Origin of the sequence: Mycolicibacterium sp. MU0050 (assembly GCF_963378085.1) — a bacterium.
Lineage (GTDB): Bacteria > Actinomycetota > Actinomycetes > Mycobacteriales > Mycobacteriaceae > Mycobacterium > Mycobacterium wendilense.
In genome coordinates, this window is sequence record NZ_OY726395.1 from 4,683,068 (window position 1) to 4,705,326 (window position 22,259).

Consider the following 22,259-nt stretch of genomic DNA (forward strand, 5'->3'; position numbering starts at 1 on the left):
TCAGGTCGATCAGCCGGGTGGTGCCGTCGGCCCCGGTGAAGAGGACGAATCCGTGGTGGGACCGCTGCGGATCGTGATAGGTGACGCCGCTGAGTTGAACCAATGCCATGCACGCAATCTCCCGCACCGGCCGCCGTCATCCCACCCTTGCGATCGACCTGATCTAAACGATTAGAACGACGATGGTCTGCGTCTACTGTCGCCACGGGGTCGGCCATTTCGAAGGGGTACGTGTGAAGCGGACGACGATCGTCGATGTGGCCCGCCGGGCCGGTACGTCGACGGCGGTGGTCAGCTATGTGTTGAATCCGGGTTCCAAACCCGTCTCCGACGGACTGCGTGTCCGGGTGCTGCAGGCGGTGGCCGAACTCGACTACCGACCGCACCGGCACGCCCGCGATCTGCGCCGCCGCAGCGACTGGGGACAGCTCGGTGTGCTTATTCCCGATCTGACCCTGCCGTTCTACGCCACGTTGGCGGCCTCGATCGAGGCCGAGGCGCGGCGCCGTCGCCAACTCGTGCTGACCGGCAACACCGGATTCGAGGTCGGGGTGGAACGCGAGTTGGCGCGCTCCTTCGTCGACGCGGGTGTCGACAGCCTCCTGGTGGCCGGGGTGTGCGATGGCCGGGCCGTCGCGCAGCTGTGCCGCGACGGTCGCGTCCCGCTGATCTGGGTACACCACAACCGCAACGCCGACGGACCGCACGCGGTGTGCTCGGATCACGTCCGGGCCGGGGTGTTGGCCGCGCAGCACCTGATCGACACCCACCGCCGCGCCTCGATCGCGTTCGTCGGTGGTTTCACCGATGAGCATGTCCTGCACGGTGATCGAGACACCGTGCGGGAACGCTTCGAGGGCTACCGCGAGGTGGTCGGCGCCGCAGTTCGGCACATCGCGACCGACCTCACGCTCGACTCGGCCTACCGCGCGGTCCGCGGCGACATCCGCGCGAACGGCGCGCCCGACGGCCTGATCGTCGGGACATTCTTTCAGGCCGCGCCGGTGCTGCGGGCGCTGGCCGATGCGGGGCTGCGGGTGCCCGCCGACGTGCCGGTGGTCGGCTTCGACGCCGATGCCCGCAACAAGTACGGGCTGATCACCCTGACCGCGGTGCAGCAGGATGTGGACGAACTCGCCCGTCGTGCCATCAGTTCGGCGGGGTCGCCGCAGCACTCGCCGGCACCCGCGACCACCTCACCGCGCGTACCGGTGCGGCTGGTGCCGGCCGAAAGTTGCGGTTGTGTAACTCAGTTCGGCGGTCGGATTCACTAGATCGCCAGGATCGAGCTCAAGGCGCTCAGCGGAACCCTCACGATCACCGTCCCTCCGTCCATGGACCACACGAACCTGTCACGAGGCCAGGGTGTTTCGTGCGTCATCGGGACATCCGGCAAGTATAGGATCAGTTCGTCGGGGGTCACCGCAAAGGCGCGGTACTGCCCGGAGTATCCCGACCCGTCGGGTTGCGGCCGCCATTCCTCGGGCGTGAACGGGTAGGTGCCAGGGGCATGGGTCGGCGGTGCGGCATCGAGCGCTGGTTCCAGGTAGGGACGGATGAGGGGCGGCAGGGCAGTCAGTGGGTCGACGCCGGGCCGGAAGAGGTCGACCAGTTCCAGTTGTCGGCCGGCCGCGAGATCAAAGGTGAACGTCTGGAACGCACGGTTGGGGTTCATGCCAACGGTCCGCCAGGACTCCTCGAACACCACCGACGTGACTGTGTCTCGGGTGAATTGCTGATAGCCGAGCCGATATTGGGCGTCGCGCACCATATCGTGAGCGGTCACGCGCCACTGATCGGCACGTCCACCGAGGTGGTTCCGAAGGATCGGCCCCGACGGTGACCGTGCAAGTAGAGCGGTGGGCAGCCGTGCGGTCATTGTGGTGGTGGCATTTCGGACCGAGGTGACCTCGGTCCGACACGTTCCGTCGCCCGCCACTGACCAGCCGGCACCCAGGACCGCCTCGCAGTCAGTGGCTAGATTCGCGTTCGCAAGGGGCGTGCTGCACAGGATCGACAACAGCCATCCTCCCAGCGCCCAGGCACTTCTGATCCGCATGGCCCCTACTTGACGTCGACCTTGCTGGCGAGCCAGCGTCCGTCGATACGTTCCATCGTCATGCTGATTCGGCTCCGGTCTATGCGGGGCCCCGGATCGATGCGGTTGCTGATCGACTGATCGATGAAGATCAGGACCTCCACCTCATCAGCGGTCACGGTTTTGACCGCCGCGTCCACCACTGTGCCGCGGCTGACCGCCGCGTTGTCCACCAGTGCCTGCCGGAGCTGCGCCGAGGACTGACCGTAGATGTCCCTGAACTCTCCCGTGGCCCCGTCCAGCACCTGCTCGAAGTTCTCATCGATGTTGCCGTCGTCCACGCTGGTCAGAGTCACTGCATAGTTCCGAGCGGTGTCGAGCGCGGCAATACCGGCCGACTCGAGATCGTGGTGCTGCTTGACCTGCCAGGCCAACAATCCGGCAGCCGCGACGGCAGCGGTGAACGTCAGAGCGCCGGCACCGATGAGAACCCGGCGGGCCCAATCGGATCTGCGATTCTGCTGCGCGCCTCGACTCTCCTCGGAGTCGTGGAGCTGGTCGACAACATCCTGAGTCGTTCGGTCCGACATCGTGTCTCCTACTGTGCAGATCAATTGGGCGGTTCCAGTGGCAGCGGCGGACCGCCGTACGGCAACGGGATGGTGTAGCGACCGACGGGCGTCGGATCCGTGGTCGCCGACGGGTCGTACCCGGGCGGCGGACCGTCCGTATCATCACCGGGCGGGCGGGGAGCGTTCCGCGCACCTCGTATCAACACCGATGGGTCCGGATTATCGCAGTAGGTATGGAGATACGGCTCCGGATAGTCGGCCTGGCTGGGTGGGTGACGCGGTAGGTTGTAGTCGCAGCCATATCGTGGATAGGGGTCGACGAGAGCCCACACACCACCATCACGGATGGCGCCAGCCACGGCTTCCAACATCGATCCCCGAGTATCGGGGAACAACGCCTTCAACGCCGGAACCCGTACATAGGACAGCTGGGCGATCGTCACCAGATTGCCCAAGAGTTGGATCATCGTCTCGGAATTGTCGGCGATCACAGCGTCGAGTTGGTGCAGCGGTGCGCCACCGGTGTCGACGAGGCGACGAAAACCCGTATCCATGCGATCCGCCCCGCCGAGGATGTCATCGATGTTCCTGGTGGTGCTCTGTAGTGCCGATCTTCCCGCTGCGATGGTCGTCGAGACCACCCGACTGTTCCGGATGACGCTGATCGTCTCGGGCAGAACCGAATCCAGGGTGGAGATCAGGAATGTTCCACCGTCCAGCAATGCGGCGAGCTTCTTCGGACCGGTACTTTCGACGCGCAATTCCCGCATGATCGCGCTGACCTTCTCCGGGTCGACCTGATGGAGCAACCCTTCGGCGTCGGCGAGCAGATCTGCGAACGGCACCGGCACTGCTGTCTCTTGCTCGTCGATGATGCTGCCGTTGATGAGAAAGGGTCCGCTGTCGGTGCGCGGGCGGAAATCCAGGTACTGTTCACCGGCCGGCGACAGGGCGGAGACACGCACCGGAGTTCCGACCGGGATGCGGGCATCGCCGTCGATCACGGCAACGGCCCGTACCGCATCTTTGGTGAAGTCGACGGTCTGAACTCGCCCGACCGGTACCCCACGCAACGTCACGTCCTGGTTTGGCAGCAGTCCACCGGACTGGGACAGCAGTACCTCCACAGCGATCTGTTTACGGGCTGGATTCAGCCGGAGGGCACCCACGACCACGTACCCGGCCGTAAGGGCGACCACCAACAGGAGACCGACGAAAGCAACGAGAGAACGTCTGGCAGCCAGGAACCGCGTCGCATCGACGACCCCACGCGCGAACACTTCCACGGGATGCGCAGATCTCATTGGCGCGGTCCGTAAATCTTGTCCAACAACAGGTTCCATTCGTACCGCAGGCTGGCGACCATCGAGTGCCAATCGGTTCCGTCCGGGCCGTGCATCATCGGATCACCCGGGTAGTTCATATCCGGTAGCGAACCCAGCGCGATACGGACGACATCGGCCGTACCGCGCAACGAGGTTGACCCCACCATGTCGAGGATGATGGGCAGAACCCGGTTCAGCGGCGTGATCGACAGTTCCGGATCAACCGCAACTTCGTTGAACGCTTCGGACAAGCGGTTGATATCTGCGATCAGGCTACGGGTGTCGGCACCTTGCAATGACGGGAACCGACCCAGCTGGGCGGTAACGCGTGCGACGGTCGTCGTCAGATCGATCAACTGTCCGGTGTTGTCGGCGAGGACGTTGGTGGCCGGCCCTGCTACCGCGATTGCCGAGTTGAGCGAATCCTGGCGCGCGGCCACTGTCGAGGCCAGGGCGGAGGTGCTTTCCAGCACGGTGCGGATCTCGGCGGACCGGTCGTTGAGTCGCGTGACTAATGTGTTGGTCCTTTGCAGTAGCTCGGCGACGTTCGTTCCGCGGCCGCCCACTGCCGCGCCCGCTCCGTTGACCAGTGCGGTCAAGTTCCTGACAACGCCGCCGTTGACCAGCAGGGCCGCCGAACTGAGCACCTCTTCGATCGTTGCACCACCGCTCGTCGACGGCACGTCGATGGTGCCGCCGGGGTCCATGACTGCGACGGCACCGACAGCAGCGGGATCAGGTTGAATTGCCACGAACAGATCGCCCAACGGAGTCGCCGAACGCAACTCGGCCGTGACCCCGGCCGGGATACGCACCTCCGGGCGGATCCGCATCTTCACCTGCGCCGTGAAGTTCTGCGCCCGGATCGACTCGACTTCGCCGATATCCGCGCCCTGGAACTTCACCTTCGCCCGTTCCGGCAGATTCAACGCGTTCTCGAAGACGGCGGTCAACGGGTAAGTATCGGATCCACTCGGCGCAACGAGCGGCAGCGTTTCGAGGCCCATCGCACATCCGGACACCAGGCCGGCCGCAGCCAGGATCGACGCGGTGCGAGTGGTTCCGCGTAACCCACGACTCCTCAGTTTCACGGGCCCACTCCCGCCATCAGTTCCAACATCCCGGTGATACCGAAGTCCGGCCCGTAATCGCGCAAAGTACCGGTGGCGCAGCCCAGCTGCTTCTTCCCGATCAAGTTGCAGATCTCTTTGCCCAACTGGCTGTTGAACATGATCTTGTCGGCGAGCGCGTGGACCCTGATCACCCCGGCATTCGGGTCCGTAGCGCTGTAGACATTGTCGAGCGCCAGCGGGGCGACGTTGAAGAATTCGGCCAGCTCCCGTCGGTAGTCGACCATCGCCCGACTGATCGCTTCGGAGTCGGTCACGAAGCCACTCAGGGTGTTCCGATTACCTTCGAGCAAAACAGTTGCCTGATCCAGGATTTCGTTGATCTTGGCGCCGGTCGATCCGCTCCCAAGTTCCTCTTGGGCCAAAATCTCACTCAGTTGGTGCACGTGCGCACCGAATTCGCGGATCACGGTGTCGTTCTCGACCGCCGCCTGCGAGAGATCGGCGAGGTTCTCGGCAACCGCCCGGATATTCTGTCGGCTCTGAGCTCCATTGTCGGCGCCCAGACGTAAAGCCTGGGAGAGTTCGTCGAGCGTGGCGCGAAGATCCACGCCGTTGCCGTCCGTCATCTCCGCGCCGATGGAGATCAGGTCCGCGACCGGACCACCCCCCGAACTGTCGCCTTTGAGCGCACTTGCCAGCTTCTGGATCATCGCAAGGGTGCGGTCGAATTCCACGGGTGTGCGGGTCCTGTTCGGCCCCAGCACATCACCGCTTCGCAGCTTCGGCCCCCCGCTGTAGGGGGGTGTCAACTCGACATGCCGATCGGTCAGGATGGAGGTGGAGACGGTGACCGCGTTCACGTCCGCGGGTAGTTCGACCTCCGGGTCGATCTCGAGTTCGACCTCGACATAGGTCGTCTTCGGCTCGACACGTCGCACCGAGCCCACCGGCATGCCGAGCACCGCCACCGAGTTACCCGGGTACAGCCCTACGGCGTCCTGGAAATGTGCCGTGACCACCATGGGACCGGGCCGATCGTGTGGCAGGACGGTGAACGCCGTTCCGGCGGCGAGGACCGCCAGCAGACATGCGGCGCCGATCAGTGTGCGCTTCATTCGCAGTCCTTGAAATATTCCACCAGGCCGAACTGTTCGGCCCGACCGCTGATGGCGCACATCCAGGAATCGACCAGCGGCCCGGCAGGCAGGGTGGCATCCGCGGCCGTGCCGCTACCTGTCAAGTTGGCGATGTTGCGCATGGGAATCGGCAGTACTTGCAACGTGTTTCGGAACTGCGCATCGTGCGAGGCGATCATATCGGCGAACTCCCCGACGCTCGTCAGCAGCACGTCGAGCTCAGGGCGGTCGCCCAGCACCTTGTTCAAGGTGTCGACCAGTGCCGTCGCGCTTGCGAACAGGTGTTGCAGCGCTTCACGTCTCGTGGTGAGCTCGGCGAGCAGATCGCGCCCCCGAAGGATCAACGCGCCGATACTGGCCTTCTGGTCCCGGATCATGGTGGTCAACGTGTCGGTGCTGGCCAGCAGCGTCGTGAGCTGGTCACGTCGCTCGGCCACGATCGCGGACAGCGAGCGCAGATTGGTCAGCGCCTGGGGTAGCGCCTCGGGTACGCCGTCCAGACTCTGCGACAGGGTGGTCAGCGATTGGGCGATCCGGTCCGCATCGACCTTTTCGAATGTGGTGGTCGCATTCGCGAGGGTGCGCTGGAGGTCGTACGGCACTGTGGTGTTGGCGAGTGGGATCCTTCCTTCGGCCAGGTCACCGCTGGTTCCGGGCGACAACTCCAGGTAGCGCGATCCGAGCAGCGTGGTGAGTTTGATTCCGGCGCCGGTGTCAGCGCCGAGTTGGACGTTGTTGTCGACATCGAACGTGACAACGACGCGGTCGTCGGCAAGGTGCAGCTCTGCTACCGCACCCACCGTTACTCCCGCGATCTTCACCGGATCGCCGGCACGCAGCTGAGCAGCCTGGACGAACTCGGCCTGGTAACGGGTCTTTCCCAGGCCGAGGCCGCCGACCAGCAGGACCGCGCCAACCAATCCGCAGATCACCAGCAGGGCGATGACGCCGATGCCGGTCTTGTTGTGGTCCCCACCAGGATGTTGCGGCTTCAGTTTCTCGAGCATGTTTCCTACCTGCATACCGGGGAGTGCTTGATGGTGTTGCCAGGAGTGGCGTGCCGAACGACGTCGGGAATGAGCCGGGCCAGGAAGGCGAAAAGGTTCGAGGTGATGTCGCAGGCGTAGATGTTTCCGTACGCGCCTTCCTGGGTGAACCGCGCCAAACCCTTCAGAACGAGGGGCATGTTCGCGCCGTAGAAAGCGAACCGTTCCCTGCCTTCGCCCGCGAGGTGAGCTGCCAGACCGGGTTCACGGGTGACGAACTCGCGTAAGTCTGGGTAAACGGCCCCGCTGATTTCTGCGAGCCGGCCGACCGCGGAGTTGATCGACCCGACCGAGGTGCGCAGATCCTCACGACGTGCTTCCAGCCCGACCAGGATGTCGCTGCTCCGGGCGATCACGGTTTGTAGATCACTGTTGCGCTCAGCCAGATTGGTCACCACTTGATTGAGGTTGGTGATGATCTCGTCGAGCAGCCGGTCAGGACCTGCCAGAAGTTCGGCCAGGGAGGAGGTTTCGGTGATCAGCGTCAGCAACGAGCCGTTGTCTCCCTGGAACGCCTGAATGATCGCTGTGGTCAGATTGTCGACCTGTTCGGGGTCGAGCAGGGCGAACAGCGGTTCGAATCCGCGCAGCACGTAGGTGATGTCGAACGACGACTCCGTGCGTTCCAACGGGATCACACTCCCTGGCGGCAGCGGCTCGACGCTGGGCCGGACGCCGGGTGACAGCCCGAGGTAGCGTTGACCAATGATGTTCTGATACATGATCGATGCGACCGTATTCGCGTAGAGCACCTGCTCGTTCTGGACTTTGAAGGTCACCTCGGCCACTGTGCCGTCCAGTTCGACGTCATCCACCCGGCCCACCCGTACCCCGGCAACGCGCACATCGTCGCCGGGCTGCAATCCGGTCACATCGGTGAAATGAGCGCTGTACGTCGCAGTGCTGCCGGATATTTCGCGGCTGAGGGTGACATACACCATCCAGGTGGCAACCGTCGTCACGACCAGAAACAGGCACAATCCGATCAACGGCTTTCGGTAACTCACCAGTGTCCTCCGCTCTCCGGCAACAGATGAACGGTCGATCCACGCACGACCGGACCCAGCAACAGGTGGGTCGCAGGGCTGGCCACCGTCCCCGTGATCATGCTCAGCTGCCGACCCTCCTGAGCGCTGCCGACGGGTCCGACGTTGCCTCCGATCCCGGCGGATTTCGGGACGGCATCGGGAACCGGTTCCACCGCGGCAGGGGGCTGCGGAACGGACTCCGCGGCCCCCGGCGGCCGACCGCCGGGAATCTGGCCGCCATGGCGCGTCGAATCCCGCGGCGGTGCGTGATTGGGCCGGTTCTCGGATACGCCCGCCGGCGGCGCAATCCCCATCGACCCCAGGGCGGGATACAGCTGCGGCGCGGCCGGCACCTCCGGGGCCGTCTCACAGCTGGGACCGGAGAGCTCACCGTAGCGGGGACAGTCCGCCCTGACGTATGAACGCGTCGGCGTAAGACTCAAGATGGTTTTCACCGTCAACTGCCGAGTTTCGTGATCGTACACATTCAGCACGTTTTCGCTGAGCCGTTGGATGCGGCCGGCGATCATCGGGAATTGCTCGGCGTTGTCTGCGAGCACTCCCACTACCGGCGTCAACTGAGTGGTGATGTTGATCAATCGGTCCGTCTGGTTCTCGAATGATTCTGCCAAGGCCAGCGATGTATGTGTTGCAGCTGCCAGGAAACTGGATACGGATTCTCGTTTTTCCGCCAACGTCCGCATCGGCCGCACCCCCCGATCGAGCGCATCGAACAGCTCTGGAGCCGCGTCCCGCAGGGCATCCGTCGCCTCGGTGAGTGCGGCGATGGTCGAGGCGTCCGACCCGTCGCTCAGCACCGTATCAAGTTCGGTGACAATCTCTTTCAGGTCGCGACCGGCAGCCCTGATCGAGTCGCCGCGGCCATGAGTGGCCTCGGAGAGGGTGGCCAGCAGTCCGACTCCGCGCTCGGTGGGCTGTCCGGCCAAGGCTGCGAACACTTTTCTGAATTTGTTCAGCGTCGTCTGGAAGAGCACCGTCGGCAGGCTGGTGTCTTCGGGTATGGCGGCGCCGGAGCGAAGCGGCGCTGCGCCGTCGCCGTTGTCCACAAGTTGCACGGACGACACTGCAAAGATGTTGGAGGGCACCACGCGCGCCGTCACGTTGCCCGGGATCCCCGCAGCGAGGCCCGGTTTCAGTTGCAGGTGGACGGTGTTGGGCTGACCCATCGGGGTCGTCTCGACCTTGGACACCTGTCCCACCAGCACGCCCCGGAATTTGACATCGGATTTCTCCGGCAGCCCGTCACCCACGTTGGTCAACTCGGCGCTCACCCGCAGGACCCGGTCCAGGTCGCCGCGCGACTTCGCCACCGCCGAGACGCTTGCGATCGCGGCGACCATCGCAAAGCACAAGCCGATCACCACAAGCTTGGTGTTCGACGGTCCCCGGCTGTCCGAGTCGAATGAGTTCGGCATGTCTACCCCCCGAACCTCGCGCCTGAATCGACACCCCACAACGTCATCGTCATCAACATGTTCAAGACGATGATCGTGGTGATACTCGCCCGCATCGCACGGCCTGCGGCGATCCCCACTCCGGCGGGACCGCCTGCCGCGAAATACCCGTAATAGCACTGAATCGTTGCCGATGCGAAGACGAACAACGCCGCCTTCCACGTAGCCGCGATCACGTCCGCAGCATTGACGAACATCGAGAAGTAGTGCATGTAGGTACCGCTGGCCTGACCGGACGCGATCCCCACCACCAACTGACACGAGAGGTACGCCGCGACCAGGCAGACCAGGAACAACGGAATCACGGCCACGATCGCTGCGGTGATCCGGGTGGTGACCAGATACGAAACGGAGTTGATGCCCATGGTGTCCAAGGCATCGATCTCGTCGTTGATCCGCATCGCACCTATCTGGGCGGTGAAGCGACAACCCGCCTGAGTTGTGAAGGCCAGCCCCACCATCACCGGCGCAAGTTCCCGAGTACCCACGAAGGATGAGATCAGCCCGGTGGCCGGGCCCAGTCCGAGGAGGTCCAGAGCGTTGTATGCCTCGACGCCGATCAGTGCGCCCGCTGTGGCACCCAGGACCAGGGCGACACCGAGGGTGCCGCCGCCGACGATAACCGAACCGTTTCCCCAGGTGATATCAGCAAGCGTGCGCATGAACTCGCGCCGATACCGTCGGACCGTCGTCGGCATCGACACCAGCGTCCGGCCGAAGAAGTAGACGATATGCCCCAACTTGCCGGCGGCGGGGGCCAGGGCTTCGACAGCCTGCAGGACGGCCCGGGCGCCGGGCGGACGATATGTGGCCGTTGCCATCTCAGAAACTCTCGCGCGGGAAGATCAGGACATAGAGCTGGGTCATCACCACATTCACGACCATCAACAGCAGAATCGACTCCACCACTGCGGCGTTCACCGAGTTCGCGACCCCGGCTGGGCCGCCACGGGTGTCCAATCCCTTGTAACAACTCACTATTGCGACGATGGCGCCGAAGACGACGGCCTTCAACAGCGCCAACACCAGATCGGAAACGGTGGCGAATTCGGCGAATGTTGCGACGAAAGAGCCCGGCGTGCCGTTTTGTAGATAGACATTGAACAGATATCCCGCGATGAACCCGACAAAGCACGTCAGCCCCGTGAGGGTGACACCGATGAGAATCACCGCAACGAACCGGGGCACTACAAGTCGTTGAATGGGCGATACGCCCATCACTTCCATCGCGTCGATCTCTTCTCGCATGGTTCGGGCCCCCAGATCGGCACAGACGGCCGAGCCCACGGCAGCTGCGAGCAGAATTGCGGCCACCAGTGGGGCACCTTGGCGAATCACCGCCAGACCCGTCGCGGCGCCCGACAATGATGTCGCGCCAACCTGACCGGCAAGCAAGCTGAACTGGATGGACAGCGTGACGCCGATCGGAATGGTGACGAACAGCGTGGGCACGAACGCAGTCCCGGCCATGAACGCAGCCTGTTGGACAAACTCACGCCCCTGAAATCGACGCTTGACGACATCCTCCGCCAGATACCGGAGGGTGCGGGCGGCAAGCAACACCTGGCCACCGAGCGTGTCCAGGGACTGCCGAGGATGCGAACGCAGATAGCGGCGGCCCCAGTCTTGGATCTCTCGGACCGCGGATCTGCCGCCGCTCACATTCTCGGTGATCGTCAACGGGAGCACCCCCAAACGTGCATCGTCACATCCCATCTCGCACAGACTGGTCGACCGGAAGAAGCGCACTACGGCTACGGAAAGGTGAGGACGGCTTTGGTCGCGCGCCCTGCTGCCAGATCCGCTACGGCAGCGTTGATCTCAGTTATCGGGTAGGAGGTCAAGAGGGTGTCGAACGGCAGCGATTCGCGACGCCAGAGTTCGGTGAGCCTGGGAATGAAAGTTCGTGGCACCACGTCCCCTTCGATGATTCCCCGAACGGTGCGACCCACGACCAGGTCGCCGAGGCCGAATGACACTTCCTGATCGGCGAGTCCCACCAGTCCGCAAGTCCCACTGGTCGTCAGGAGGGAGACGGTACGGCGAATCACCGCAGCGACTCCCGTGGTATCCAGTGCGTAGTCGAATCCGTCCGGGGCAACGGCACGCGCGGCCTCCTCGACATCGGGGGCGGCCCCGTCGAGGGTGTGTGTCGCGCCGAGCGACCGCGCCGTGCGCAACCGGACGGGCGAGGTATCCACGGCGACAATCGGGTGACACCCCGCAATCACCGCCCCCATCACCGCTGACAGCCCTACCGCACCTGTACCCGTGATGATCACCGACGAGTTCGCCGACGGGCGCAGTGCCTGAATGATTGCGCCGACACCGGTTTGGACTGAACATCCCAGAACGCCGGCGATTTCCAGCGGAACGGTATCCGGGATCGGTACCAGATTGCCGGCACGTACTACCGCGCGGCTTGCGAAACTGGATTGCCCGAAGAAGTGGCTGCCGACCGCGTTGCCGCTGCTGTCGGTGAAGCCGTGCGTGCCGTCTGCACGACCGGCGCTCACATTCGCCGAGATGAAATCGCGGCAGTACGCAGGCCGACCGGATAGACACGGCGTGCAGTTGCCACAGGCACTGAAACTCGCGACGACACGGTCACCCACCGCGACATCGTCGACACCTGATCCGACCGCCGCCACGATTCCGGCGCCTTCGTGGCCCAAGACGACCGGACCCGCCATCGGAAGTACCTGCGCCGCGCTCAGGTCGGTATGGCAGATGCCGGTCGCTACGAAGTCGACGATCACTTCGCCCGCGCTCGGGTCCGCCACATCCAGTTCTTCGATGGAGAACGGGCCTCCGGGTGTCCGGACCACGGCTGCTGTCGCCTTCATGACGTCGCCCCCGCCGTACCGGTGGAGAGCTGCTGGGCCGCACTTGCGATGGCCTGCCGCTGCTGCTCGGCGGCCGCCAGTGTCGTACGACTCAGCACGTGGATATCGGTGAATTCATCGAGCCCCCAAGGCCCGTTCTCGACGCCGAGTCCGCTGGATTTCACACCCGCGAACGGCTGGTCGGGTGTCACCGCGGCATGCTGGTTGATCCAGGTCATTCCGGCTTCCAGCTGCTCAGCTATCGGCACCGCCGCAACCGGATCAGATGTCCAGATCGATGCGCCCAGGCCGAACGAGGTGCCGTTGGCACGTGCAATGGCGTCCTCGGTGTGCCGGTACTTGATGATCGGCAGCGCCGGCCCGAACTGCTCCTCGTCGACCAGCCGAACCCCGTTGTCGATTCCGGTGATGATGGTCGGCGCGAAGAAGTACCCGCGACCGGGTCGGCGCCCGCCGCCGGCGACCGCTGCGCCACCGGCTGCGACCGCATCATCGACGAGTTCCACTACGCGGTCGAGCTGCGGACGGTTGCTCACCGGTCCCAGGCGAACGCCGGGATCACACCCGGGACCCACTGGCACCGAGGAGGCGAGGTGAGCCAGCAACTCGACCAGCTCGTCATGAATCGACTCATGCACGTAAACGCGTTTGATCGCGACGCACGTCTGACCGCTGTTCTCGAATGCGCTCCAAAAGATCGCTTCGGCAACGGCTTCCGGTTCGGCGTCGGGAAGAACGATTGCGGGATCGTTCCCGCCGAGTTCGAGCGTCACCCGCTTGATCTGGTGGGCCGCCGCGGAGGCCACCTTCTGCCCGGTCGCGGTGGAGCCGGTGAAGCTGATCTTGCGAACCGCCGGGTGATCGACGAGGCGTGCGCCCAGGGGTTCGAGACCGGACACGGAGTTGAGCACGCCGGCCGGTAAGCCGGCGTTCAAGATTTCGATCATCTTCAGGGTCGAAAGTGGGGTGAATGGTGACGGCTTGAGCACCATGGTGTTCCCGGCTCGAAGTGCGGGCGCGATCTTCCAGGTCGCGAGCACCAGAGGCCAGTTCCAGGGAGTGATCGCCCCGACAACACCCAATGGCCGTCGACGCACCTCGACTCGACTGTCGGGGGTATCGCGCAACGTTGTCGGTTCCGATTCGAGATCGGCGTAGTAGCTCAACCAGGTGGCGGCGGCGACCACCTCGAGGTGGGCACTCGCCAGCGGTTTGCCTTGTTCGGCGGTGAGCAGCGGTGCGATGGTGCGCGCCTCGCTCAGCAACATCGCGGCGCATGCACGAAGCGCGTCGCATCGCGCGTCGTCGTCCGCACGCCAAACCGGAAACGCCTGCTCGGCCGCCGCCACCGCGCCGGCCAATGTTTCGGGTTGGCAATCGGGCGCGAAGCCGATCGGCTCCTCGGTGGCGGGGTCGATCACCACGAAACGGTCCGGGCTGTCCACGGCGTGGCCGCCGATCGTCATCCGGGCGGTATCGGCAGGACTCATATCTCGGTCTTCCGGGGTCTGGATTGCGGAATCCACTTCGCCGCAATCGGCTGTCGGCATCACAGTGCGGGTTTGACATCGGCCGCATCACACACCGCCATCATACATAGCTGCATGCTTGGGGTCAATACAGTGGTGCATGCTCGTTAGCCCCGCCGGATCGGAGCGGCAATGTCATACTGACCCGGATGACTACACCGAATTCGCGGCGGACGGGCGCCTCCGACGGCGGCCACCTCAGCAGGAGCGACTACTTCTCCGCGGGAATGGCCATCCTGGCCGAAGAAGGTCCGCGCAAGCTGACGACGACCAACATCTGCTCACGCATCGGCGCGACCCGAGGCTCCTTCTATCACCATTTCGCCAGTGGTCCCGCGTTCATCTCAGCGCTCATCGCACACTGGGAGGCCGATGTCTATGCCCGAGCCGACGAGGCGGCATCGGGGGCGGGTGACCACATAGCTGCGTTCAAGGCGGCCGGCGTCTCCGCACAACACCGGGCCGAGCGGGCGATCCGGGGCTGGTCCTACGAGGACGCCCGCGTAGCCGCCGCACAACGGCGCGTGGACGAATTCCGCCAGGCGCGGCTGGTGGGCATCTTCACCGAACTCGGAGTCGAGCCGGACACGGCCGCCACGCTCGCCGACCTCGGTGTCGCGCTCTATGCCGGCGTGCAGGTGGTCGACGGGTTCGATCGCGCCCGGCGAACCGCCGTGGTCGATGTCTACGACGACCTCGTCCGCAAAACCGGCAGTACGCCGCCGGCAGGACCCGACTGAGGCTTATTCGCCATACACAAGTGCATTGACATCGACCATACAGATCTGTATGGTCGATGTCGTGCTAAAGCTCCGACCCCACATCACCGGCCATCGCGCAGACATCGATGGTGGTGCCTGACGTGCACATCAGCGAAAGGGCGCAGCGGTTCCCCGACCAGGTCGCTGCGATCGACGGTGCGACGCAGGCAGTAACGACCTTCGGCCAACTCGACCAGGAGTCCAAGCGCCTCGCTCAGTTCTGGCGCTCGATCGGCTTGTCCCGCGGGGACGTCGTCGCGGTCCTCATGACCAACAGCGCACGCTTTCTGACAGTGACCTGGGCAGCAATGCGTTCGGGCCTGTACTCGGTACCGGTCAACTGGCACCTGACCGCGGCGGAGGCGGCCTACATCGTCGCCAACAGCGAAGCTCGTGCATTGGTCGTTTCGAGCGACCTCGCCGGTCTCGCAACGGAGATCATCGCCGCGGTGAATCCGACCAAACTGTCGGTTCTCGTTGTTGGCGAACCACGCAACGGCTTCGATTCCTATGAAGAAATCATCGCCGGGCAGCCCGCGGAGGCCCTCGCCGACGAGAGCCAGGGTGCACTGATGCTCTATTCCTCGGGCACCACAGGGCGTCCGAAAGGCATCAAACCGGCCTTACCGCGCAACCGGTTCGGGGACGGCGAGCCGATGGCACGAATGCTCCATTCCACTGCCGGATTGGATGCTTCGAGCATCTACCTGTGCCCGGCGCCGCTCTATCATTCAGCACCACTGGGCTGGTCCCTGGCCTCTCAGTCGTTGGGAGCCACCGTCGTGGTGATGGATCGCTTCGATGCCGAACAGACGCTCGCCCTGATCGAGCGCAACCGCGTCACCCACGCACAGTTCGTCCCAACGATGTTCTCGCGAATGCTCAAGCTGGCACCGGAGGTCCGGGACCGGTACGACCTGTCCAGCCTGAAGTACGTCGTCCACGCGGGAGCGCCGTGCGCACTTGAGGTGAAAGAGCAGATGATCCACTGGCTCGGACCGATTGTGCACGAATACTACGGTTTCAGCGAAGGCACATGCTTTTTCACCATCGACTCCACGACCTGGCTGTCTCACCGCGGGTCGGTAGGAAAGCCGCTGCTGGGCATCCCCCATATTCTCGATGACAACGGAGACGAACTCGGCGCCGGCGAGATCGGCCAGATATGGATCGAAAGTCCGATTCGATTCGACTACCACGGTGATGTCGAAAAGACCGCTCAGGCATTCAATTCCAAAGGTTGGAGCACAGTCGGCGACATCGGATGGCTCGACGCCGATGGTTACCTGTACCTGTCCGACCGTCGCACCGATCTGATTATCGTCGGCGGCGTCAACGTCTACCCCCGCGAAATCGAAGAAGCGCTGGCGGCCCACGACTCGGTAGCAGACGTCGCCGTGATCGGAGTGCCGGACCCGGAGATGGGCCAACAGGTCAAAGCTGTTGTGCAGCTTGGCGAAGACCAGTCGCCGAGCCCTGCTCTCGAGGCCGAGCTCATCGCATTCTGCACCAGCAAGCTGGCTCGGGTGAAACAGCCCAAATCGATCACCTTCGTGGCCGAACTACCCCGCCTGCCCAGCGGAAAGCTGCTTCGACGGGCGGTTCGCGACCGGTACGGCACGACCGGTGACACCGAGAACGCGCCCGCCACCATCAAATACCTCTGAGGAGCGATGCATGACCACCCAGCAACCCGACATCGATATCGCGGATATGCTCGACCCAGCTGCCTTCGAACGCGGCTATCCCCACCATGTGTGGACAGAACTGCGACACAGTTCACCGGTGCATCGGTGCGAGCCGGAAGGCTTCACCCCGTTCTGGGCAGTGACCCGGCACGCTGACATCAAAACCATTTCTACCAACCCTCAACTCTTCAGCTCGACCGGCATGCTCGATATCGCACCGAAAACAAGTCGTGTGCGCGACATCCCGGTGGAGCTCCAGCCACCGACGGTACTGAACACCGATCCCCCGCTCCACCGGGAATTTCGCAACTTGGCCCAGCCGTACTTCCGCCCCCGCGTGCTCGCCGAACTGGAACAGCGTGTTCGCGACGTCACCAGAGATCTGCTCGACGGGCTTGCCGGCCGACGCGACTTCGACTTCGTCGACGACTTCGTGGCCTGGCACCCGTTGCGGATGATCAGCGAATTGCTCGGCATCCCTCGAGAGGACGAGGAGATCGTCCTCCATATGACCAATTCAGCACTCGCGGTCGACGACCCGGAGTTCAGCACCGAAACAGCCGTGGGCAGCCAAACTCCCGATGAGTCGAATCCAATGTCGGGTACCCGATGGGAGATATTCCTCCCTTACCTGCTGGACCTCGTCGGCAAGCGCCGCGCCAAGCCCACCGAGGATCTGGCAAGCATCATTGCCAACGGTGAGATCAACGGGGAGCCGCTCGATGACATGGTGGCGGTCGTCTACCTCCTCATCATCGCGACCGCGGGCCATGACACCACCCGAAATGCCCTCGCCGGCGGAATGCTGGCCCTGCTGGACAACCCCGACCAGCTGGACCTGCTGCGGAACGCACCGTCGTTGATCAAATCAGCGACGCGGGAAATTGTCCGGTGGTCGACGCCCGTCGCACACTTCGTTCGCACCGCGACCGATGACTGTGAACTGAACGGGCGGCGTATCCGCAAGGGCGACCCGTTGGCTCTCTACTACCCGTCGGGCAACCGAGATGAATCCGTCTTCGACGACCCCTTCACGTTCCGAGTCGATCGAGATCCCAATCCGCATCTGGGCTTTGGCATCGGCGAGCACTTCTGTATGGGCTCAGCTCTGGCACAGATGGAGATCTCGGTGCTGCTGGAGGAAATGATCCCCCGGCTGCGGACCGTGGAACTGGCGGGCGAGCCGCAGCGCATCCGGACAACGCACATCGGGGGCGTCAAACACCTCCCGGTCCGCTGGCAACTCGACGCTGCCACCGGATCATGAACGCCCCGCTCAGAGATCGGGAAGTGCACATGCACATCAGGGCTGATCACACCAAGTGCAGAGGTATCGGGTTGTGCGAGGCAGCCGCGCCTTCGCTGTTCACCGTGGCCGACGACGGGTTGGTGGCCGTCTTGAACGCGACGCCGTCCGAAGAGGAGCGGGATCAGGCGGAGTCGGCGATCGCCAACTGCCCCACCCTGACCTTGAGTCTCCATCACGACTGACGCCACACGCTGGCGGTGATATGTGGTCAGTTCACCCGACCGCACCCGTCCGAACCTGTCTGCGGCACTGTCCCACAACTATTTTCAACACTCCCGCCGGCGAACTGCCCCGACCACACAAGGAGCCCGAGCATGACCAAAACTGTTCCCGTCGTCGACTACCTGACATTGGGTGAACACCCACATCTGACCGCACACGGCTGCACCACCTGCGGAGCGCGTTTCTTCGACCGCCGCAACGCATGTGCCGGCTGCGGCGCAGCGGACTTCGAGTCCGTAGCTGTTGCCACCGAGGGTGTGCTCACCACGTTCACCATCGTCACGATGGCGCGACCCGGCATACCGGTCCCCTTCGTGGCGGGGGTGGTCGACTGCGATGGAACCAGTGTGCGCGCCAACGTGATCAACGTCGAGCCCGCCCCTGACCACGTCCGGCTCGGCATGAAGCTGCGCCTGGCGACCAGCGTGGTGGGTGTCGACGACGAGGGCACCGAGGCGATGGGCTTCGGTTTCGAACCAGTGGAGGATTAAATGGCAAACGGCGATGTCTGGATCCTGGGGATCCACATGACGAAATTCGGCAAGCATCCTGAGCTGGATGTCTTGGACCTGGCCAGTGAGGCCGCGATGGCGGCACTGGCCGACGGCGGCGTCTCAATGCGGGATATCGAGATCCTCACCGCGGGGAACCTCATGGCGGGCGGCCAAATCGGCCAGCAGATACAGAAGCAGATCGGGCAGACCGGCATCCCGGTGATCAACGTGGCCAACGCCTGTGCGACCGGCGCTACGGCGTTACGGACGGCAATCATGGCCATCAAGGCCGGCGAGGCGGATTACGGCCTGGCTGTCGGAGCCGAGAAGCTCGCCGGGGCCGGGCTGTTGGGCGGCGGTGGTAAGAAGCCGGACCGCAAGGCATTCGAGCCCCGAGGTCGGCATGGCTCGGTGATGGCCACCGACGGCCTCATCGGCACCACGAATATGCCCGGGACCTTCGCTCAGATCGGCATGGAGTACCTCTACGACAACCCTTACGACGGCGCGCCACTGGAACTGTTCGCCCGTATCGCCGAGAAGAATCATGCCCATTCGACGCTGAATCCGCTCGCGGCGTATCAGAAGAAGATGAGCTTGGAACAGATCATGGGTGACGTCATGATCGCGTACCCCAACACGCGGTCGATGTGCTCGGCGAACTGTGACGGAGCGGCGGCTGCTGTGGTGGTCTCCGACGCGAAACTGCGCACGCTGGCACCGGAACAGCGGCGCCGCGCCGTGAAAATCTCCGCATCGGTGCTGACCAGCGACCCCTGGGAAGAGGCGTGCCAGGTTCTCCCAGACATCAACACCCTCACCCGGAACGCGGCCACACAGGCATACGAGCTCGCGGGCGTCTCGCCCGAGGATCTGGACCTGGTGGAGTTGCACGACTGCTTTGCGACCGCCGAACTCGTCCACTATGACAACCTCATGCTGTGCCGGCCGGGAGAAGCGGTGGCGTTCTTCGAATCCGGCGCGACCTGGCGGGACGGATCGCTGCCGGTGAACGTGTCCGGTGGCCTTCAATCCAAAGGTCATCCGATCGCCGCCACCGGCATTGCCAACGTCTGGGAGGTCTGTCACCACCTCCGGGGAGAGGCCGGTGATCGTCAGATCGAGGGGGCCACCGTAGGGCTGGCACATGTCATCGGCCTGGGCTCAGCCTGCGGCATTCACATCCTCGAGAAAGCCGTCTAGATGCCGGGCGTGTCCGGTCGCTCCGCCCGACCCCAAAGCTGGTGGAATGTCGCCGACATCTGTGAAGCCATAGCCGCGGCGACACCGGCGCACGTCGCGATCTCACAGGGCGAGCGCAGGGTCACCTGGACCGAATTGAACCGCCGCGCCGACGGTGTCGCCGCGGCATTGCTGCACGCCGGATTGGAACATCAGGACCGGGTCGCGCTGTACCTGAACAACGCGCCCGAGTACATCGAGTCGTTTGTCGCGGCGACAAAGGCCTCGTTGGTCCCGGTGAACACCAACTTCCGCTACCGCGATGCTGAGCTTGCCTATCTGTGGAACAACGCCGACGCGGCCGCGGTCGTGTTTCACGGCGCGTTCACCGAGACCGCGGGTCGGGTACGCCACAACGCCCCCACCGTCAAGCAATGGATCTGGGTCGACGACGGCACCGCGGAATGCCCTGATTGGGCCACCCCCTACGAGACTGCTGCCGCCACGCCCGCGGTTGCGTCCCCACGGCCGCGGTCCACCGATGACCTGATCTTCCTGTACACCGGCGGCACCACCGGAATGCCCAAAGGGGTGGTGTTCAAACAGCGCCAGGTGCTCGCCCTCCCGATGCGGTTCGCCCCCACCGACCTCGATGTGCTGATCGGGGAACTGAGGCAACGCGGGCACGGCGACACCATTCTGATCGGCCCGCCGCTCATGCACGGGACCGGCATGATGGCAGCTTTGCAGGCGCTACTTTCCGGTGGAACAGTCTCGTTACTGCCGAGTCGCCGCTTTGATCCACTCGAGCTCTGGGACACCGCCGAGCGAGACGACGCAACGCAGATCTGCATCGTGGGTGATGCCTTCGCCCGCCCGATGCTCGATGCCCTCAGGACGCATCGCGACCGCTGGAAACTGCAGAGCCTGACCCGCGTGATCTCCGCCGGAGTGATGTTCAGCGCACCCCTGAAACGCGGGCTGATGGACCTGCTCCCCGGCCTCAGCATCCTCGATCAACTGGGGTCCACCGAGAACGGCACTGCCGGAACTTGCCTCTCGGAGCCCGGAACAGACGTGGAGACAGGGACTTTCGACCCCACGCCGGGAGTTCGCGTGATCGACAGCGACAACCGTGATGTTCAGCCCGGCTCCGGTGCAGTGGGCCGTATCGCCATCCCCGGCGGTGCTGTCGGCTACCACAAGGACCCCGACCGCTCGGCGCAGACCTTCGTGATCCTGGACGGCAGGCGCTACACCGTGGCCGGCGACTTCGCCATCATCGAATCCGACGGCAGGGTGCGGCTGCTCGGGCGGGGATCCCAATGCATCAACACCGGTGGCGAGAAGGTTTTCGCCGAGGAAGTCGAGGAAGTGCTGAAGTGCCATCGGGACGTCAAGGACGCCTTGGTGGTCGGCACCCCCGACGACCGTTTCGGCGAGGTGGTGACCGCTGTCGTGGAAGCTTCCGCCGACGTCACCGACGACCAGCTGATACACCACGTCAAGGACGCCCTCGCCGCGTACAAGGCACCCAAACACATCGTTCGCGTCGACTCTCTCGGCCGCAGCCCCAACGGCAAAGCCGACTACCCCGCGATTCGCACGCTGGCTGTCCAGCACCTCGGTGCTGCGGCCGACCTCTCTGATGAAGTGAAGGAGCAACATCGATGACTACCGCTGCGCTGAGTAGCGACCTGGTGGGCACCGTATCTGAGGCGATTCCGGTCCGATGGACGAAAAAGGATGTGCTGCTGTACGCGTGCGGTATCGGGGCCAGACCCGACCGAGATCTGGAATTCCTGTACGAGGGGCACGGCCCCAAGGTGTTTCCCACCTTCGCCTCCATTCGCGGTGGGGCCGGGCCCGCGACACTGGCCAAGGCCGGCGTCCACGTGGACCTGTCGAAGATTCTGCACGGAGCCCAGTCGGTTCAGTTGCACCGGGAGCTGCCTCCCGAGGCCACTGCCACGGCCACCGGGCGCATCACCGGAGTGTGGGATAAGGGCAAGGCCGCCGTCATCGACGTCGAGACCACGGTGGTGGACGATGACGGTCCGCTGTTCACCGAAGCGATGTCGATATTCGTCCGCGGCGCGGGCGGTTTCGGTGGTGAGCGTGGGCCGTCGACGGACGGCGTCAATGCACCGCCGGATCGGGCGCCCGACTACGCCCTTGCCTTCGAGACACGCCCCGAGCAGGCAGCAATCTATCGTCTCAGCGGGGACCGCAATCCCATTCACATCGATCCGGCATTCGCACGTGAAGCCGGCTTCGATGCGCCCTTCTTGCACGGACTGTGCACGTACGGAATTGTCGGCCGCGCCATCTTGGCCACCCTCTGCGGAAATGATCCCGCCCGGTTCCGCTCATTGGAAGGTCGCTTCGCGAGCAGAGTCGAACTCGGCGACACCATCGTCACCAAGATCTGGCGCAGCGGCCACGGGACCGCGATCGTGAGTGCCGAGACACAGAACTCGAATGTCGTTCTGTCGCAGGCATCGACAACCTGGATTGCCTGAAATCCCCGGCACC

The 22,259-nt window shown here is 64.1% G+C and carries 21 protein-coding genes; 9 read left to right on the plus strand and 12 right to left on the minus strand.

Going from position 1 to position 22,259, the window contains the following annotated elements:
* Positions 1–233 precede the first annotated feature (233 nt).
* Complete coding sequence (locus R2K23_RS22355) at positions 234–1,274, plus strand: LacI family DNA-binding transcriptional regulator (protein ID WP_316512681.1); 1,041 nt, start codon at positions 234–236, stop codon at positions 1,272–1,274.
* Here R2K23_RS22355 and R2K23_RS22360 read toward each other — a convergent pair.
* From R2K23_RS22360 to R2K23_RS22415, 12 genes are all read right to left on the minus strand, one after another.
* A complete protein-coding gene (locus R2K23_RS22360; RefSeq protein ID WP_316512683.1) occupies positions 1,271–1,879 on the minus strand; it encodes a DUF3298 domain-containing protein in 609 nt (202 codons plus the stop codon). The two genes, R2K23_RS22355 and R2K23_RS22360, sit on opposite strands and share 4 nt — an antisense overlap.
* 185 nt (positions 1,880–2,064) lie before the next feature.
* A complete protein-coding gene (locus R2K23_RS22365) occupies positions 2,065–2,628 on the minus strand; it encodes a hypothetical protein (RefSeq protein ID WP_316512685.1) in 564 nt (187 codons plus the stop codon).
* Between the two features lie 20 nt (positions 2,629–2,648).
* Entirely contained in the window at positions 2,649–3,914 is a 1,266-nt protein-coding gene (locus tag R2K23_RS22370; protein ID WP_396893672.1) for an MlaD family protein, read from the minus strand.
* Positions 3,911–4,888: an MlaD family protein gene (locus R2K23_RS22375; RefSeq protein WP_316512689.1), complete on the minus strand. Its 978-nt coding sequence runs from the start codon at positions 4,886–4,888 to the stop codon at positions 3,911–3,913. The genes R2K23_RS22370 and R2K23_RS22375 overlap by 4 nt, the downstream gene beginning before the upstream one ends.
* Positions 4,889–5,022: 134 nt before the next feature.
* Positions 5,023–6,123, minus strand: a complete 1,101-nt coding sequence (locus R2K23_RS22380) for an MCE family protein (RefSeq protein WP_316512691.1) — start codon at positions 6,121–6,123, stop codon at positions 5,023–5,025.
* On the minus strand, positions 6,120–7,151 hold the full coding sequence (locus R2K23_RS22385) for an MCE family protein (RefSeq protein ID WP_316512693.1): 1,032 nt from the start codon (positions 7,149–7,151) through the stop codon (positions 6,120–6,122). The genes R2K23_RS22380 and R2K23_RS22385 overlap by 4 nt, the downstream gene beginning before the upstream one ends.
* A 5-nt stretch (positions 7,152–7,156) precedes the next feature.
* The gene (locus R2K23_RS22390) at positions 7,157–8,197 is read right to left on the minus strand and encodes an MCE family protein (protein ID WP_316512695.1); all 1,041 of its coding nucleotides are present in this window, start codon (positions 8,195–8,197) and stop codon (positions 7,157–7,159) included.
* Positions 8,194–9,603 (minus strand): MCE family protein, encoded by a 1,410-nt coding sequence (locus R2K23_RS22395; protein WP_316512697.1) that lies wholly within the window; start codon positions 9,601–9,603, stop codon positions 8,194–8,196. The genes R2K23_RS22390 and R2K23_RS22395 overlap by 4 nt, the downstream gene beginning before the upstream one ends.
* Before the next feature lie 53 nt (positions 9,604–9,656).
* Complete coding sequence (locus tag R2K23_RS22400) at positions 9,657–10,514, minus strand: MlaE family ABC transporter permease (protein WP_316512698.1); 858 nt, start codon at positions 10,512–10,514, stop codon at positions 9,657–9,659.
* 1 nt (position 10,515) lies between these two features.
* Positions 10,516–11,367, minus strand: a complete 852-nt coding sequence (locus R2K23_RS22405; protein ID WP_396893674.1) for an MlaE family ABC transporter permease — start codon at positions 11,365–11,367, stop codon at positions 10,516–10,518.
* 80 nt (positions 11,368–11,447) lie between these two features.
* Positions 11,448–12,539 carry an NAD(P)-dependent alcohol dehydrogenase gene (locus R2K23_RS22410; RefSeq protein ID WP_316512701.1) on the minus strand — a complete coding sequence of 364 codons (1,092 nt, stop codon included), beginning with the start codon at positions 12,537–12,539 and terminating at the stop codon, positions 11,448–11,450.
* A complete protein-coding gene (locus tag R2K23_RS22415) occupies positions 12,536–14,029 on the minus strand; it encodes an aldehyde dehydrogenase family protein (protein ID WP_316512702.1) in 1,494 nt (497 codons plus the stop codon). The genes R2K23_RS22410 and R2K23_RS22415 overlap by 4 nt, the downstream gene beginning before the upstream one ends.
* A gap of 188 nt (positions 14,030–14,217) precedes the next feature.
* Here R2K23_RS22415 and R2K23_RS22420 point away from each other — a divergent pair, with 188 nt between their 5' ends.
* The 8 genes from R2K23_RS22420 to R2K23_RS22455 all read left to right on the plus strand — a co-directional run bounded on the left by R2K23_RS22420 (position 14,218) and on the right by R2K23_RS22455 (position 22,246).
* Positions 14,218–14,808: a TetR/AcrR family transcriptional regulator gene (locus tag R2K23_RS22420; RefSeq protein ID WP_316512706.1), complete on the plus strand. Its 591-nt coding sequence runs from the start codon at positions 14,218–14,220 to the stop codon at positions 14,806–14,808.
* A 107-nt stretch (positions 14,809–14,915) separates the two neighbouring features.
* Positions 14,916–16,496: an acyl-CoA synthetase gene (locus tag R2K23_RS22425; RefSeq protein WP_316512709.1), complete on the plus strand. Its 1,581-nt coding sequence runs from the start codon at positions 14,916–14,918 to the stop codon at positions 16,494–16,496.
* A 10-nt stretch (positions 16,497–16,506) separates the two neighbouring features.
* A complete protein-coding gene (locus R2K23_RS22430; RefSeq protein ID WP_316512711.1) occupies positions 16,507–17,784 on the plus strand; it encodes a cytochrome P450 in 1,278 nt (425 codons plus the stop codon).
* Between the two features lie 29 nt (positions 17,785–17,813).
* Complete coding sequence (locus tag R2K23_RS22435; RefSeq protein WP_316512714.1) at positions 17,814–18,008, plus strand: ferredoxin; 195 nt, start codon at positions 17,814–17,816, stop codon at positions 18,006–18,008.
* Positions 18,009–18,140: 132 nt separating this feature from the next.
* Positions 18,141–18,539 carry a Zn-ribbon domain-containing OB-fold protein gene (locus R2K23_RS22440; RefSeq protein WP_316512716.1) on the plus strand — a complete coding sequence of 133 codons (399 nt, stop codon included), beginning with the start codon at positions 18,141–18,143 and terminating at the stop codon, positions 18,537–18,539.
* Entirely contained in the window at positions 18,540–19,745 is a 1,206-nt protein-coding gene (locus tag R2K23_RS22445) for a thiolase family protein (protein WP_316512718.1), read from the plus strand. It begins immediately after the preceding gene.
* A gap of 9 nt (positions 19,746–19,754) precedes the next feature.
* A complete protein-coding gene (locus R2K23_RS22450) occupies positions 19,755–21,398 on the plus strand; it encodes an AMP-binding protein (RefSeq protein ID WP_316512720.1) in 1,644 nt (547 codons plus the stop codon).
* Entirely contained in the window at positions 21,395–22,246 is an 852-nt protein-coding gene (locus tag R2K23_RS22455) for a MaoC/PaaZ C-terminal domain-containing protein (protein WP_316512723.1), read from the plus strand. The genes R2K23_RS22450 and R2K23_RS22455 overlap by 4 nt, the downstream gene beginning before the upstream one ends.
* Positions 22,247–22,259: the final 13 nt, after the last annotated feature.

What these genes read in the sequence shown, in the direction of transcription:
- R2K23_RS22430 (WP_316512711.1), top strand. Translation starts at nt 16,507, where the DNA reads ATGACCACCCAGCAACCCGACATCGATATCGCGGATATGCTCGACCCA.
- R2K23_RS22425 (WP_316512709.1), top strand. Translation starts at nt 14,916, where the DNA reads ATGGTGGTGCCTGACGTGCACATCAGCGAAAGGGCGCAGCGGTTCCCC.
- R2K23_RS22420 (WP_316512706.1), top strand. Translation starts at nt 14,218, where the DNA reads ATGACTACACCGAATTCGCGGCGGACGGGCGCCTCCGACGGCGGCCAC.
- R2K23_RS22410 (WP_316512701.1), bottom strand. Translation starts at nt 12,539, where the DNA reads ATGAAGGCGACAGCAGCCGTGGTCCGGACACCCGGAGGCCCGTTCTCC.
- R2K23_RS22440 (WP_316512716.1), top strand. Translation starts at nt 18,141, where the DNA reads ATGACCAAAACTGTTCCCGTCGTCGACTACCTGACATTGGGTGAACAC.
- R2K23_RS22455 (WP_316512723.1), top strand. Translation starts at nt 21,395, where the DNA reads ATGACTACCGCTGCGCTGAGTAGCGACCTGGTGGGCACCGTATCTGAG.
- R2K23_RS22380 (WP_316512691.1), bottom strand. Translation starts at nt 6,123, where the DNA reads ATGAAGCGCACACTGATCGGCGCCGCATGTCTGCTGGCGGTCCTCGCC.
- R2K23_RS22445 (WP_316512718.1), top strand. Translation starts at nt 18,540, where the DNA reads ATGGCAAACGGCGATGTCTGGATCCTGGGGATCCACATGACGAAATTC.
- R2K23_RS22365 (WP_316512685.1), bottom strand. Translation starts at nt 2,628, where the DNA reads ATGTCGGACCGAACGACTCAGGATGTTGTCGACCAGCTCCACGACTCC.
- R2K23_RS22385 (WP_316512693.1), bottom strand. Translation starts at nt 7,151, where the DNA reads ATGCTCGAGAAACTGAAGCCGCAACATCCTGGTGGGGACCACAACAAG.
- R2K23_RS22415 (WP_316512702.1), bottom strand. Translation starts at nt 14,029, where the DNA reads ATGAGTCCTGCCGATACCGCCCGGATGACGATCGGCGGCCACGCCGTG.
- R2K23_RS22400 (WP_316512698.1), bottom strand. Translation starts at nt 10,514, where the DNA reads ATGGCAACGGCCACATATCGTCCGCCCGGCGCCCGGGCCGTCCTGCAG.
- R2K23_RS22435 (WP_316512714.1), top strand. Translation starts at nt 17,814, where the DNA reads ATGCACATCAGGGCTGATCACACCAAGTGCAGAGGTATCGGGTTGTGC.
- R2K23_RS22360 (WP_316512683.1), bottom strand. Translation starts at nt 1,879, where the DNA reads ATGACCGCACGGCTGCCCACCGCTCTACTTGCACGGTCACCGTCGGGG.
- R2K23_RS22370 (WP_396893672.1), bottom strand. Translation starts at nt 3,914, where the DNA reads ATGAGATCTGCGCATCCCGTGGAAGTGTTCGCGCGTGGGGTCGTCGAT.